Source organism: Legionella bononiensis, from assembly GCF_016786215.1.
Taxonomy (GTDB): Bacteria; Pseudomonadota; Gammaproteobacteria; order Legionellales; family Legionellaceae; genus Legionella; species Legionella bononiensis.
The window spans coordinates 112,433-126,772 of record NZ_JADOBG010000022.1 but is presented as its reverse complement, the minus strand read 5'-3'; the positions used below and the strand labels follow the sequence as shown (position 1 = coordinate 126,772).

The following is a 14,340-nucleotide window of genomic DNA, read 5'->3' as shown; positions in this document are numbered from 1 at the left end:
TTACTCCAACATTTTTTCAATGGGTAACACTAAAATTGAACTTGCTCCTAACGCTTGTATTGTTTCCAGTGTCTTCCAGAATACACGTTCACTGGAAACAACATGCACTGCAACTTTATCCAGATTATCTGGTAAGGGGAGAATGGTTGGAGCTTCCGCGCCAGGTAATTGTTTGGAAATACCCTCCAATGCAGATTTTGGGGCATGAAAAACAATGTATTTTCGTTCCTGAGCTTGCTGAACCGCCTGAATACGTCGAGCAAGCATGTCAAATAGCTCTTGAGCTTCGGGTGAAAATTGTTTTTGAGTCTGGATGAATACTGCCTGGCTTTGAAGTACGGTATCTACCTCATAAAGTTTGTTATCTTCCAAAGTCTGACCGCTGGATACCAGATCGCATATGGCATCAGCCATTCCCATACGGGGAGCGACTTCTACGGAACCTGACAAGATAAGGCTTTCAGCGCAAATAGCACGTTCATCCAGATATTTATTGAGCAAATAAGGGTAGCTGGTTGCGATTCGTTTACCATCCAGACTACCGGGACCCTGGTAATCAAAGGATTCTGGTACAGCTATGGATAATCGACAGGTACAGGTGCCTAAAGCTAGCAATTGTTTGTATAGTTTACCGGGTTTAGCCAGCGATGCTTCCAATAAAACGTTTTCACCTACAATTCCCCCGTCGCATAAACCATCAAATACTAAAGTGGGAATGTCATCATCACGTACAAAAAGCAAATCTATTGGAAAATTATCTACATGAGTGAGAAGCGCATTAGGTTTTATACGAAATTTTAAGCCACAACGTTGTAATAGACTGATGGATTCATCAGATAATCGTCCTTTTTTTTGTAAGGCCAGTCGTAAACGATTTTTCATAAATTCTCCATTCGATCTGCAATGAGTTTATAACCACCCGTTCCAAAACTTAAACAACGGGCTACACGAGTGATGGTAGTGACGCTAACAGCGGTTTGATCATGAATAGTGCGATAGGGCATACCTTGACGGAGCAGGGGAACTACTTGCCAACGATCAGCCATCGATTCCAATTCAGCCGGAGTACATAAATCCGTAAAAAATTGAAGTGCTTCTTCTTTATCGTTTAATAAACTGATTGCTTGCATTAATTCAGGAAGTGCAGAATTTTTAGTATAATTATGTAGTTTCATATTAATGTATTAACACGCTATAACAAAATTTAATGATAATGATTATCTTTAGCATTGTCAAGAACTTAGTGAAAATTTTTTTTACTTAATATATAGTACTGGTGTTCCAAATCTGGATAACTACTATGAAACCATTTACGCGAGATATAACTTTAACGATTACAGTTAAATTGATATTGCTTTTTCTATTATGGTACGTCTGTGTCAGAGGAATGCATCCTGTAATGCCAAGTGGCAAGGAATGGATGTTAGGTCAATCAGCACAACCAGAATATTCCCAAATTAATAAGAGGTGATTTAATGATTCCTGTTAGTGAGGTAGTAGATCTTTCCCGGTTACAATTCGCTTTAACCGCGCTGTACCACTTTTTATTTGTTCCGCTGACCTTGGGTTTTTCGGTGATGCTGGCCATTATGGAAACGGTGTATGTCATGACCGGACGGGAAATCTGGCGACAAATGGTAAAGTACTGGGGAGTTCTGTTTGGTATTAATTTCGTTTTAGGGGTCGCAACCGGCCTAACTATGGAGTTTCAGTTTGGAACTAACTGGGCCTATTACTCTCATTATGTGGGTGATGTGTTTGGTGCGCCATTGGCCATTGAAGGGATGATGGCATTCTTTCTTGAAGCTACTTTTGTCGGATTATTCTTTTTTGGATGGGATAGACTGACCAAATTTCAACACATGATTTGTACCTGGCTATTAGCCTTGGGGACAAACCTGTCTGCATTATGGATTTTGATTGCTAATGGCTGGATGCAGAATCCCGTTGGATCTTATTTTGACTATCAAACCATGCGAATGGAAGTCAGCAGTTTCTATGATATGTTGTTTAATCCAGTTGCTCAGGCCAAGTTTGTTCACACCATCAGCGCGGGTTATGTTACAGGCGCTATGTTTGTCTTATCCATAAGCGCTTATTTTCTGTTACGTGATCGTAACAAGGCTTTTGCAAAACGCTCCATGACGGTAGCAGTGTCCTTTGGTCTGGCTTCAGCCTTATCTGTAGTGGTTTTGGGAGATGAGAGTGGGTACGTAGCAAACTCAAACCAAAAGATGAAACTGGCTGCTATGGAAGCCATGTGGCATACAGAGAAAGCTCCTGCCTCATTAACTGTTTTTGGTATACCCGATGAAAAAACGCTGAGTACTAAGTATTCCATCGATATTCCTTTTGCATTAGGTATTATTGCCACTCGTTCATTAAATACGCCATTATTGGGAATTATGGAGTTGATTGATGAAGGTAAGTTAAAAATCAAAGACGGTATGATTGCTTATAATGCTTTGAAAACATTGCAAAAAGAACCCAATAATGAAGAGGCTAAAAAAGTATTTAGTGAGCACAGCGACAGCCTTGGCTATGCATTGTTGCTTAAGAAATATACTGAAAATGTAACGGATGCCACTGAAGATCAAATCAACCTGGCTGCTCAGGATTTGAAGCCCAAGGTTCTTCCTATGTTCTTTTCGTTCAGAATAATGGTTGCTTGTGGTATTTACTTTATTCTGCTCTTTGCAATCGGTTTCTATTTATCGGTACGACATCGATTGGAAAAAACCCGTTGGTATCATCGAATGGCATTTTATTCGTTACCTTTACCCTGGGTTGCTGCTGAATTAGGCTGGGTGGTTGCTGAATACGGTCGACAACCCTGGGTCGTTCAGGGAATATTGCCAACTTTTATGGGCGCCTCAGCATTAACTCCCGGTCAGGTCATGATCTCAATAGCTGGATTCGTATTATTTTATACTGTTTTGGCCATTGTAGAGCTTTATTTGATGGTGAAATATATTCGCCTTGGTCCAGATGGCATGCAGCACTAATTTTAGGAGATCCAAATGCCTTTAGATTATGAAACATTACGAGTTATATGGTGGGTATTAATCGGTATTTTATTAATCGGTTTTGCTATTATGGATGGTTTTGACCTGGGTGTTGCCATGTGGCTTCCCTGGTTAGGCAAAACGGATATTGAGCGACGTGTGCTCATTAATAGTATTGGACCGACCTGGGAAGGGAATCAGGTTTGGTTTATCCTGGGTGGCGGCGCTATTTTTGCTGCCTGGCCTGCATTATATGCTCTATCGTTTTCCGGTTTTTATCTGGCAATGCTGGTTGTTCTTTTAGCATTAATTCTTAGACCGGTTGGATTTAAATACCGTTCCAAACTGACCAATCCAGTTTGGCGATCCACTTGGGATTGGGCTTTATTTATTGGTGGTTTTGTTCCCTCGCTGATCTTTGGAGTCGCTTTAGGAAATGTTTTGCAGGGAGTACCTTTTTATTTTGATGAGAGCTTAAGAGTATTTTATACAGGAAGCTTCTGGCAGCTACTAAATCCTTTTGCTCTGGGATGCGGCATTTTGTCGGTATTAATGCTGGCTATGCACGGCGCTTTTTTCATTCAGGTCAAAACAGAAGGGGTTCTGCAGCAAAGAGCCAGAGTTAGCGCCAAGTGGTGCGCCTTGGGTGTTATTGTACTCTTTTGCGCTTTGGGTTTTTGGACTTTCTATGGCATTGACGGGTATGTTCTTAATGGCATAATTTCGCATGATGGTCCATCAAATCCATTATACAAATCAGCATCAAGTCAAGCAGGCGCATGGTTTAATAATTATACTGCTTACCCCCTGACGATGCTGGTTCCTGCTCTTAGTCTTGTTTCAGCATTGTTAGCAATAGTGTTTGCAAACAGAGCGGTGTTGGCTTTTATATTCAGCGGACTGAGTGTGGGTACATTGATTGGAACTGTTGGCGTGAGTATGTTTCCTTTTATTCTTCCTTCATCAACCTATCCACAACACAGTTTGCTGGTTTGGGATAGTTCCTCCAGTCAGTTGACCTTGTTTATTATGCTGGTTGTAACAATAGTATTTTTACCTATAGTATTGGCTTACACTGCATGGGTTTATAGAGTATTGCGAGGCAAAGTAACTGAGAAGACTGTTCTGGCTAATCAGGATTCAGCTTATTGAGGAGAGTGGTATGTGGTATTTTTCCTGGGTTTTAGGTACTGGTTTGGCTTGTTTTTTTGCAGTATTGAATGCAATGTGGCTCGAGCTAAGAGAAGAAGACGCAAAATAGTATTATTTTTTTTTCCGGGTTATCGTAAATGCGTAACCCGGATTGTTCTTAATTCAATGGTCATGATGTTGAACCTGAGAATCCAATAATTGCTTAACTCTCACAGCCATATAGCTCTTGATACGCTTCCAATTTGTTTACCTGGGTGCTTTGATTGTCATTCTTCAGATACTCAATTAAATCAAATAGATTGATAATAGAATAAACGTTAATCCCTTGAGCTTTGATTTCAGATAAAGTTGATTTTTCGGTGAGGCCTTTTTCACATCGATCCAAAGCAATAATTACTCCGCTGAGAATACCTCCATTCTCTTTAATGAGCGTTTGAGATTCTCTAAAAGCAGTTCCTGCGGTAATGACATCATCTATAATAAGCGTTTTTCCAGTTAATGGAGAGCCGATTAATTGCCCACCTTCGCCATGATTTTTAACTTCTTTTCGATTAAAGGTGACAGTACAGTCTTTACCTAATTCATCCAATGCTACTGCTGTAGTTGTCGCAAGGGGAAGACCTTTGTAGGCGGGTCCAAATAAATGATCGAATTCAACCTGATGAGTCATAATGGTCTGGGCATAAAATTGTCCCAGTTTACGCAAAGCGCTACCCTGATAAAATAATCCTGCATTAAAAAAGTAGGGGCTAAGTCGGCCAGATTTCAGCGTAAACTCACCAAATTTTAAAACCTGACAATCTAGAGCTAATTTTATAAAAGATGATTTGGTATGATTCATTATTCATTCCTAAAACAAAAAATTATTGAAAACAAACACAAATTTTGAAAAAAATCCTTAACAATCAACAAAAAACTGTTATGCTAATCAGAGTGTGCGTGTTTATTCGTGCATAGAGAAACTGTTTATTATAGCGCAGATAGCAACTTAATGAATGACTTAATTTTAGGCATTTTGAGAGACTGTCTGAAATAAACATTAATATATTTTAAATAACGATCACGATGTAAAAAGTTTAAGACAAAGGGGATAGCTAATGTCGCAAAGAGAGACAGGCCATGTTAAATGGTTTAATGAAAAAAAGGGATTTGGATTTATTATTAATCAGCAGGGCGATGATATTTTTGTACATTACAAAGACATTCAAGGTGTTGGATTTAAAACACTTCATGAAAATGACCCTGTTACTTTTGTGCTGGATAAAGGTCCCAAAGGACTGAAAGCCCAAGAGGTTGTTTTAGCTTCCGAAGCAAACGAATAATAAATATGACATCCAAGCCAGATAATTCTGTCTGGCTTACTCCTTAGCAACTATTCCATTTTCTCTTTATTTCTAATTTGTTCATGCAGTAAAATGCCAGGGACAAGGTCTTTTTCAATTATGGTAAAACTGAGGGATGCTTTGTTACAATTCAATATTGGAGTCGCAAAGGCAACATTTTATTGATTGCTACAAATGGCCTATTCCCACTCTATATGCTTTGTTGCAAGTTAATTTGAATGAGCCGTTATGCTTGTACCTGTTTCGGTATTGGGCTCGGATACAATAATTTCCTGGGGCTCGCCCTCCATGGGGGGGAATAAGCGGTGTAGCCCTATAGCTCGAGGGACTGTTACTGCATTAGTTTCGAGCTGTTCGGCATTAAAAATCGGGTATTCTGGTGCATGAGTTTCATGTTTAATTTCTTCTAACGGAATTTCTGGAATAGGGTCAAATCCCAATTCAAAATCAACACTATGTTTTGGCATTTGGACAGGATCAGAATCATCGTCAATGTATGAGTTTGAGGTAGAACTCGAGGCATAACTAAAACCAGGCTTGGGACTTGGGTCTTTACTGCTGCTTGGAATGGAAAGCGAAGGAGTAGAACTATAAGATGAACTGTTCATTTCGCTTGTTAAATTTTTACTGGAAAAGAATGATTTTCCAAAAATTCCGAATCGGCTTTTTTTGGGGGTAGTCAATTCTGGTGGATTAATGGGCATCATACCTGGTTTATAATAACCAACGGCTTTAATCACCGATATATTGTAATTGTATTTTTTTGCTTCCTCGTAGCTTTGTATAGGACTTTTGGCCTTGGTTGCGCATAGATAGTAATCATGCGCATTCATTTGCTCAATGGTCACCGCAGCCATCATTTTAACCGTTTGCCGGTAGTCATGATCCGCTTCAGGTCTTGTTCCTTTGATAGGTGCGTATTCCGTTACCAAGGGATCAATCGGGTTTTCGAATTTATCAATTGGCCCCATATATCTTTTTAAGTTTAAAGTGACATTATGGGGAATCAGTTCAGGGTATTTTAGAAAATAGTCATGTAAGTGATTTAAAATATCTTCGCGATCATCAATGAAATTAAATTGAAGATCATCATACGGATGTTCTTTCGCCATTTTGTGCATTTGAGCATAAATAACCGTTAATTTGCTCTCATCATGAATCCAGTTTGGAAATTGTTCGGGTTTCTTTATCTTGCCAACTTTATAATCTTTGTTGTTTTTGTTTATATATTTCATTGCTTCTTTAAAAGAAGCGCCATCAGGCATGTCGTTATAGATATCACTAAGTAACAGTTCATCCAGAGTTGTAGGAGCTTCGTGAGAATTCAGCTCCTGACTGATCAATTTTATTGCCGGGAAACAGGATCCTCGTTCATTATCCGCAGCGTTGGTAAAATCATCCATGAGGCCCTGTCTGTTGGAGCCAACCAGAATAATTTTGGGATTTGGAGATGATTTGATTTGTGCGAGCAAGACTTGATTGGCACGAATGATGTCTTTTTTCTTACTGGATAAATATAAGAGGTTTGCCAGGCATCCATCAAAATCGAAGGAATATATCTCATAAATCAAAATCGCAACTCCAAAAGTGTACTAAAGCGTAGGATAGAATACATGTATTTTACAGTGTTGCATATTTAATCACATTGTTAAATAATTTCAAAGAGAGTTTGTAATTTATATTTTGTGATGATTTTTATTTTTTAATCCATAGTCACTGTCGAGATGAATTTTTTAAGTAGAATAAATGACTGAATTCATTTAATCCTCTGAAATATTGAGAATTATTTATCCAGAATGGAATAGATAAAGAAAATCTGATTCCAAATTAACAAACTACAAATTTAATTTCTATATATCACTTATTAAAATTGTGTTTCAAATTTTCTGATATTCGGTGCATATAGTCGCGCAAATTAGTTTGTTCTTCAGCAGAAAAACCGGTTAGTGTCTCTTTATTAAGCTGCTGAGCGATAAGATCGAGATTATCTTTTGTAGCCTTCGCTTTGGGTGTTAGATGTATATTTACTGCTCTCCTGTCATAAGAACTTTGATTTCGAATAATAAATCCATCTCGTTCCATTCTATCCAGTGTTCTGACCAGTGTGGGCTGTTCTACATCAATTAATTGCACGAGTTCTGTTTGAGTTAACCCATCCTGATTAAATAACTCCATCAGAATAAAGGTGTATGCGTGGTTTATTGCATAAGGTTTGATTAATTCATTAGCTCGTTTGAGCAATAATCTGTTGGTTTTTTTAAATAAAGTAGACAGATACATGGAAATCCTTAATTTATATAGCTTGCTACATAATAACAAACTATGTATATTATGTATACGCTTCTTTGGGAGATAAATATGAACAGTTTGACGATATATCAGGTTGATGCTTTTGCATCAAGTTTATTTAAGGGAAATCCTGCAGCAGTATGTCCCTTGAATGAGTGGCTTACTGATGCGGAAATGCAGGCTATAGCTGCGGAAAATAATTTATCTGAAACCGCGTTTTTTGTACCCGAAGGAAATGGATTCAGAATACGTTGGATGACCCCCAATGAAGAAGTTGCCCTTTGTGGTCATGCAACACTCGCCAGCGCTTATATTATTTTTGAAAAAATGGGATATAAAGAACAGGACATTCGATTTAATAGTTTAAGTGGCGAATTGATTGTTAAAAAATCACATCAGGGTTTGGTCATGAATTTCCCTGCATTGCCATTAAACGAAATCGTATGGACACCTGAGTTTCATCATTTAAATTTAAAAATGCCTTATAGAGTATTTCAAAGTCAATTTGATTTGATGTTTGTTTATGAAGATGCGTTGGATGTCAAGGAAGCGATTCCTGATTTGTCTGCTGTGGCCAGACTGGATTACAGAGGATTAATTTTAACTGCTCCAGGAACTCATACTGATGTCTATTCGCGATGCTTTTATCCTGGATGTGATGTACCAGAAGATCCGGTAACCGGCTCAGCTCATTGCGTCATAGCACCTTATTGGTGTAAGGAATTAAATAAATCGGGTATTCATGCTCTTCAAGGCGGTCGCAGGCAGGGGGAACTGTACTGTGAGATCAAGGATAAGCGTGTTTTATTGTATGGTAACTGTCACCTTTATATGGAAGGAAGGATTTATTTGCCATGAACAGTTTGGAAACTTCTCGTTTAATTTTACGAGACTGGAAGGATGAAGATGTTTCACCTTTCTTTTTGATGAATCAGGATCCTAAGGTAATGGAGTACTTTCCTGGTGTGTGGACTATGGATATGGTGCACTCTTTTATAACACGAATGAAATCGCAACTTGTTAATAAAGGATTTACCCTTTGGGCTGTAGAGGAAAAGGAAACTCAGGCATTTATTGGTTTTATTGGATTAAATGCTCCTTCCTGGGAGGCGCATTTTACGCCTTGTGTCGAGATTGGATGGCGTCTCGCTTCATCCAGTTGGGGCAAAGGATATGCAACTGAAGGTGCTCAAGCAGTGCTGGAATTTGCGTTTCATCATTTAAAACTGAAGAAAGTGGTTTCGTTTACGGTGCCTGATAATCTCAGATCAAGAAGGGTTATGGAAAAAATAGGGATGACACGCGTGAGTGATGGTGATTTTCTGCATCCGAATCTTGAGCCTTCTCATCCTTTAGCACGACACGTATTGTATGTGATTCAATCCGAACAATAATCTGGGTCCAGCTTATTGCTGCACCCAGAACAGTATCCGGATGTATTCGGGTTGGAAATTCAGTTTTAAGTTCTTTACACTTCATCCGTTGTCTGGCAGTAATTTATATCAGCGGTTATGCCTTTTAGCTTGTTAACCAGTAACTTGACTAAAAAATAATTTAAGTGAAAGTACAATTAAAATGGCCCCGGTTACTCGCTCAATCCAATGGCTGACTTTCTGGAATTTTGCTCGAGTTGTTGTTCCAGAAAGACTGAAGGCTACAAATGAAAACCAGAGCAAGGTTTCTAAAAAAAGTACAACGGCTAGAAATAATTTATTGGAGTCTGAAATATTCCGGGGCATGAGTACGGAAAATAGACTGATAAAAAATAACATGGCTTTGGGATTAAATAAATTGGTTATAAAGCCAACTGAAAAAGCCTGTAAAGGTTTTAGATCTACAGTACTGTCAAATCCATCGATGCGATCTCCAGCTGCTTTAGACATCAGATTTTTATAGCCAATATATAAGAGGTATGATGCGCCAATATATTGGATGCATCGCATTAAAACAGGAATTTCTGTTATTAACAGGCCTAAGCCAAGCAGGGTATAACTGATGTGGATTAAACTTCCCAATGCAATCCCCAATGCGGTTAATAAACCGCTGCGTCTTGAATAAACCAGGCTGTTTTTAACGGTGATGGCAAAGTCTGGTCCTGGGCTTATTAAAGAGATAAAAACCAACGCGATTAGAGGCAGAAGGGCTGAAAGTTGATTTAGATGATCCATAGAAACTCCATACATATTAATAAATTCGCTAACTAAACGCAAAACGGATTTTTTATTTATATCCTGGTAAATGAATACCTCTTTTATAAAACCGCATAGTTCAAGCAGCTCAGTACGATTTATATTGTAATCAGCACTTGCGAAAACACCCCAGTCTATTCATTTAATCGTCTTTTTGTTTCGATCTCAGGGGTATTTTGTTGTGTTTTATTTATAAAAATACATAAAATATGAAACCATTTTAACTAATATGTAATTTTTATGCAATGTTTATGATCAGATATATGAATATAATTAATTAATATTATGCTATTTTAAGTAAAATATATTAAAATTGAAATCATATTTATAATTATTGCCAGGGTTCTGCAAATGAATGATTCAATTAATTTATTAAGACATCACTCCAGAAAATTGATTCGCGAGTTAGGAATGTTGCAGCTAAATAAGATAGATGCCAAAGAACAACCTTCATACTGGCATGCTTTAATCGAGATAAATAAAGAACCTGATGTGACCAGTGCCAAATTGAGTCAACTATTATTAATCTCCTTGCCCACCTTATCTCGTATTGTCGCATCGCTCATTAATGATGGTTTAATCACCGTCACAGAAGGGATAGATAAGCGGGAACGATTTCTTAGAATCACTGAAAAGGGTAAAGAAAAAATACAGTATATTGATGAGTATTCGAATACCAAAATTAAGCGGGCATTTCATTTCCTGACTCAGGAAGATAAAGAGCAGGTAATCAGCGCCATTGGAAAATATGCCTTGGCGTTGGAGCAAAGTCGTATCGTTCGTGATCAGGTTAAAATATTAAGACTTTCAACTTCAAGAACATTACGTAAACAAATAATTCATATGATTGAGCGAATTCAGGTTGATGAATTTAATATCTCTATAACACCAGAAATCAATGCATCGGTTCTTAAGGCAGAAGAAGAGTACTATTTTCATAATTCCTGTAATTTTTGGTATGCAGTCGATGCCCAAGGGGCGATCATTGGGAGTATTGGTCTAAAGAAATTGAATGATACACAAGGTGAGCTGAAAAAATTTTTTCTTACGCCTGAATACCGCGGTCTTGGAATTGCGTCATTATTGTTACGGACATTGATTAAGAACGCTTTAAAACATGGCTTCAAAGAATTATTTCTAGGAACTGTAGATCAACTGCAAGCAGCGCAGAGATTTTATGAAAAGAATGGATTTAAACCAATTAAAAAAGAGTTATTACCCAGTCAATTTGTCTTATGTCCCGTTGATACCCTGTTTTATCAGGGCGAAACGAAAAAAATAGCGCATTTGCTGGATGAATTAGCCTGAGTGAATTAAAAGGATGATAGTGGGCAGTGCAGATCCTTAATTCATTGAAGCGCAGTCTATAAAAATTCTGCTATCCCATGCTCAGCTACTCTCTGCCCTAATTGGAACAGGGTATAGCATTGAAATTTTTCTTTTAATGAGGAGATGTATCGCTCAACGGTTTTTCTTGAAATGTGATTAATCTCAGCAATCATTTCAGCTGATTTGCCTTTGATTAACCACTTTAAACACTCTCTTTCGTTAGCAGTTAGTAGATATTTGGATTCTGATTTAAAGTTAATGGTATGGCGCGCTTTGTGATCAATAGTGAAACTGCGTGGATCGATATCGATTAATGTAATGGTTCTATTCTCTGAGGTAACCGGGTTGTCTATACGCTCTGGATAATTATAGATTTCATTGAGTTCAGGGATGTTATTTAATTGGTGGCTAAATAAATCCATGAAAGCATGTACAGTGTCCATTTTTTCAAGTAAACGTTGGTTAAAGCCTTCATCTGCCAGCTGACCACTAAAGTGAAAGCTGTGGGTCATGTCAATTTCGTGTTTGGTAATGCTTAACGTGTGTCCTTGATCAAATTCTGCAGCCATCTGGTACAGGTCTTTTTTGTTGGAATCAAGTTCTTGAAAGTCCCAAAAATCATAGTCTTTTTTACTTTTTGGTTTCTCATCTCTATAATTTAAATCATTTTTTACATGTTTTTTACGCAGGTACTCTTCTGCGTAGTTTGCCCTGGAGCCAAGGCAATATCCATTATTCATTGAATCAACGGCGGTATATCCGAAAAAATGTACCCCCAGACCTTTTAGAGGACGGCATATATCCTTAATCATTTCATGATGTTTTAAACAAGGATGTACTTTAAAATCGCTCAAAGCAGTCATTAATTTCTCAAGGTGATTAAATTTGATACAGTCTAGCATGGTTTTAAACTGAACACAATCGCTTTTTGTTTGCATGTCTACTTTTAGCTGTCCGATTTTCGCCATAACATTTTGTTCATCAATGGCTTATAGTGTGCTCTTTTTAATCAGTGAGAGTGGGTAATAATTATGTTTACCAAGTTACTAAATGAGTTAAAGCAGAACGCTGCCAAATCGATACACCAGGATCGAGGGGCTTATACCTGGATTGGTTCCGATTTATCGCCACAAAATCTTCCACATTGTTCCATCACTAATAAAATGATGCCTCATTTACCTGATGGACATGAGGTAAAACAGGCTATTTTAAATTTAAATGATTTTGCCAGTGATATTAAAGGATTGTTGTCGGATCAAATTAGCGTTATCGCGGATGATGAAGCAAGTATTCGGATTAATGGATTAACTGAACAACAAATTAGAGTAATCGAACAACAGTATTTGCGACGACTTGATCATCTGCTCGCAGTAATGGAGAAGTTCAATTGGTTAGAGCAACCAGATATTGTGCGGAATCAGTTTCAAAATTACTTGAATGAGTTATTGGAGATCTCATGCAATTTAGCGTCTTATCACGTGGTTAATGGGGATGATAACCTGCCATCGAAAGAAATTTCTGCTGCTCCATGCGAAGTTGACCCAAAAAAAATAGCGGATATTGAGTTTGTAAGATCTCAATTGCAGAACAAAACCTATGCCGATGACGGTTTGCCTTGGCCTGTGATCGATTACCCACACAGCAGGGATTGGCTGGATTATAATCGTTTACACTTCGCTAAATTATCTCGCGCCCGTAATCAACGACTTCTAGCGGCTCACTTAGAGCAAAATAATGAGTTTGCGATAGTTGTTGATTCCGGAATGGGTGATGGTCATGCCTTAACCAGTTATAAAAAAGACAATAATTTTACTATTGGATTCAGTCTGCAGGATTTACCTGAACACAATAAAAATCACATTGATGTGTGTTGTTTTAGTCCTGTTCCTAATGGGGAACATGCGAGGTGGTTATTTGATATTCTCCGAGGAAGAGTAACTCGTGTTATCGAAACGTACGGTGCTGTTACCTATGATAAAAATCCTTTTCAGGCAGCGGTATATTTAGGTTTATTATTACGACCAGAAGGAGAGGCGGAAATAATCTTTTCCGAAATTAAAGGGGATATCGATCAAAGTCCGTTAGGCTTTTCCGCAAATCGAGAAGCACTGGTTGTATTTTTTAAAGAAGAATTAGGTTTAGATGCCGTGATTCGGCGTACGACCATAAATTCCGCAGTGAATCCTGGGGAGGTTTGTTATGATTTTCATCTTCATATGAAACGTTCCAGGGATGCGTCAGTATGCGAAAAACCTTTGGATGAGATATTCCAGATGATAGAGCAACGATTTGGTGTCTGCTCGGTTGTGCCTAAAAAATCTGATTTTGGAAATTTTTCGCATGGCTTTTCGATTGTGGGCAGTACTTATACCTTGCCTGGAGCAATGCCTCAACAAGAATCCTTATTGCAATCAGACGGTATTGTTGGTGTTCATTGGAAGGTCAATCAAAAAAGTACTGGAATGCGCGTGGAGCTTGGTTTGGCATTTAAGGACAATGAAGTCTTAAATACGTTTGTCAATTTGTTTCATGAAATGTATGTACGTCATTACAATTCCGACTGGAATTTGCGTGTCGACCATGAAACCCTGTCGGTGCGATTGGATTATTATGATAAAGAAATGGAACAGAATGACATCCAGCGACGTTTCGGAGGTACACCAGGATTTTTTAATAAAAGACCTTGGCAAGCTTTGTTGCATGAAGGCGAGAATTTGGAACTGTGTGTTGAACAACATAAAGCACATGAAATTGCCAATTGTATTGTTAAAGCGATAAATCAGATTGCAGTGTTGGTTCCTTCATCGGAACGAAGTTTTGCTTTGAAAGCTCTTGAGGGAAGTATCGCTCCTTTGTCAGCTCAGGTATTGGAACGATTGAATTTAGACTCAGAACAAGCTGATGAGCCGTCTCATCTAAACACGCGTTTTCAAAATCAGTACTTGTCTGTTCCTGCATTAAATTAAGCTGCGACCAGCTTCGTAAGCCGAAAACAAGGACGTTCTGCAGGTTGCGACCAATATATTGAGTGGA

Annotated in this window: 16 protein-coding genes; 9 read left to right on the top strand and 7 right to left on the bottom strand. The window is 38.2% G+C overall.

Features of this window, described 5'->3' with window-relative positions:
• Both hisG and IZU94_RS14340 read right to left on the bottom strand, forming a co-directional pair.
• Positions 1-882, bottom strand: coding sequence for an ATP phosphoribosyltransferase (gene hisG, locus IZU94_RS14345; protein ID WP_203112028.1), 882 nt, complete (start codon positions 880-882; stop codon positions 1-3).
• Positions 879-1,175, bottom strand: coding sequence for a YerC/YecD family TrpR-related protein (locus IZU94_RS14340; protein WP_203112026.1), 297 nt, complete (start codon positions 1,173-1,175; stop codon positions 879-881). The genes hisG and IZU94_RS14340 overlap by 4 nt, the downstream gene beginning before the upstream one ends.
• Positions 1,176-1,300: 125 nt before the next feature.
• Here IZU94_RS14340 and cydP point away from each other — a divergent pair, with 125 nt between their 5' ends.
• Genes cydP through cydX form a run of 4 tightly spaced genes read left to right on the top strand, consistent with a single transcriptional unit; the run spans position 1,301 to position 4,266 of the window.
• Positions 1,301-1,471 carry a cytochrome oxidase putative small subunit CydP gene (gene cydP, locus IZU94_RS14335; protein WP_203112023.1) on the top strand — a complete coding sequence of 57 codons (171 nt, stop codon included), beginning with the start codon at positions 1,301-1,303 and terminating at the stop codon, positions 1,469-1,471.
• 4 nt (positions 1,472-1,475) lie between these two features.
• Positions 1,476-3,005, top strand: a complete 1,530-nt coding sequence (locus tag IZU94_RS14330; RefSeq protein ID WP_203112020.1) for a cytochrome ubiquinol oxidase subunit I — start codon at positions 1,476-1,478, stop codon at positions 3,003-3,005.
• 15 nt (positions 3,006-3,020) lie between these two features.
• The gene (cydB, locus tag IZU94_RS14325) at positions 3,021-4,157 is read left to right on the top strand and encodes a cytochrome d ubiquinol oxidase subunit II (protein WP_203112017.1); all 1,137 of its coding nucleotides are present in this window, start codon (positions 3,021-3,023) and stop codon (positions 4,155-4,157) included.
• A gap of 10 nt (positions 4,158-4,167) precedes the next feature.
• Positions 4,168-4,266 carry a cytochrome bd-I oxidase subunit CydX gene (gene cydX, locus IZU94_RS14320; RefSeq protein WP_065240195.1) on the top strand — a complete coding sequence of 33 codons (99 nt, stop codon included), beginning with the start codon at positions 4,168-4,170 and terminating at the stop codon, positions 4,264-4,266.
• A 93-nt stretch (positions 4,267-4,359) separates the two neighbouring features.
• Here cydX and pyrE read toward each other — a convergent pair whose 3' ends face one another.
• Positions 4,360-4,998 (bottom strand): orotate phosphoribosyltransferase, encoded by a 639-nt coding sequence (gene pyrE, locus IZU94_RS14315; protein WP_203112014.1) that lies wholly within the window; start codon positions 4,996-4,998, stop codon positions 4,360-4,362.
• A 256-nt stretch (positions 4,999-5,254) separates the two neighbouring features.
• Here pyrE and IZU94_RS14310 point away from each other — a divergent pair, with 256 nt between their 5' ends.
• Complete coding sequence (locus tag IZU94_RS14310) at positions 5,255-5,479, top strand: cold-shock protein (protein WP_203112011.1); 225 nt, start codon at positions 5,255-5,257, stop codon at positions 5,477-5,479.
• A gap of 230 nt (positions 5,480-5,709) precedes the next feature.
• Here the strand turns inward: IZU94_RS14310 and IZU94_RS14305 are convergent, their stop codons facing one another.
• The gene (locus IZU94_RS14305; RefSeq protein ID WP_203112008.1) at positions 5,710-7,071 is read right to left on the bottom strand and encodes a hypothetical protein; all 1,362 of its coding nucleotides are present in this window, start codon (positions 7,069-7,071) and stop codon (positions 5,710-5,712) included.
• Between the two features lie 286 nt (positions 7,072-7,357).
• Positions 7,358-7,780 carry a MarR family winged helix-turn-helix transcriptional regulator gene (locus tag IZU94_RS14300; protein WP_203112004.1) on the bottom strand — a complete coding sequence of 141 codons (423 nt, stop codon included), beginning with the start codon at positions 7,778-7,780 and terminating at the stop codon, positions 7,358-7,360.
• Between the two features lie 78 nt (positions 7,781-7,858).
• On the opposite strand from IZU94_RS14300, the gene IZU94_RS14295 reads away from it, so the two are divergent.
• Together IZU94_RS14295 and IZU94_RS14290 are read left to right on the top strand one after the other, a co-directional pair.
• The gene (locus tag IZU94_RS14295) at positions 7,859-8,647 is read left to right on the top strand and encodes a PhzF family phenazine biosynthesis protein (protein WP_203112000.1); all 789 of its coding nucleotides are present in this window, start codon (positions 7,859-7,861) and stop codon (positions 8,645-8,647) included.
• Positions 8,644-9,183 (top strand): GNAT family N-acetyltransferase, encoded by a 540-nt coding sequence (locus IZU94_RS14290; RefSeq protein WP_203111997.1) that lies wholly within the window; start codon positions 8,644-8,646, stop codon positions 9,181-9,183. Before IZU94_RS14295 ends, IZU94_RS14290 begins: the two co-directional genes overlap by 4 nt.
• Before the next feature lie 132 nt (positions 9,184-9,315).
• Here the strand turns inward: IZU94_RS14290 and IZU94_RS14285 are convergent, their stop codons facing one another.
• Positions 9,316-9,957, bottom strand: coding sequence for a LysE family transporter (locus IZU94_RS14285; RefSeq protein ID WP_203111994.1), 642 nt, complete (start codon positions 9,955-9,957; stop codon positions 9,316-9,318).
• Positions 9,958-10,329: 372 nt separating this feature from the next.
• On the opposite strand from IZU94_RS14285, the gene IZU94_RS14280 reads away from it, so the two are divergent.
• Positions 10,330-11,286, top strand: coding sequence for a bifunctional helix-turn-helix transcriptional regulator/GNAT family N-acetyltransferase (locus IZU94_RS14280; RefSeq protein WP_203111980.1), 957 nt, complete (start codon positions 10,330-10,332; stop codon positions 11,284-11,286).
• Positions 11,287-11,342: 56 nt separating this feature from the next.
• Here IZU94_RS14280 and IZU94_RS14275 read toward each other — a convergent pair whose 3' ends face one another.
• The gene (locus tag IZU94_RS14275; protein WP_203111977.1) at positions 11,343-12,275 is read right to left on the bottom strand and encodes a helix-turn-helix transcriptional regulator; all 933 of its coding nucleotides are present in this window, start codon (positions 12,273-12,275) and stop codon (positions 11,343-11,345) included.
• A 63-nt stretch (positions 12,276-12,338) separates the two neighbouring features.
• Here IZU94_RS14275 and IZU94_RS14270 point away from each other — a divergent pair, with 63 nt between their 5' ends.
• On the top strand, positions 12,339-14,273 hold the full coding sequence (locus tag IZU94_RS14270) for a hypothetical protein (protein ID WP_203111975.1): 1,935 nt from the start codon (positions 12,339-12,341) through the stop codon (positions 14,271-14,273).
• Positions 14,274-14,340: the final 67 nt, after the last annotated feature.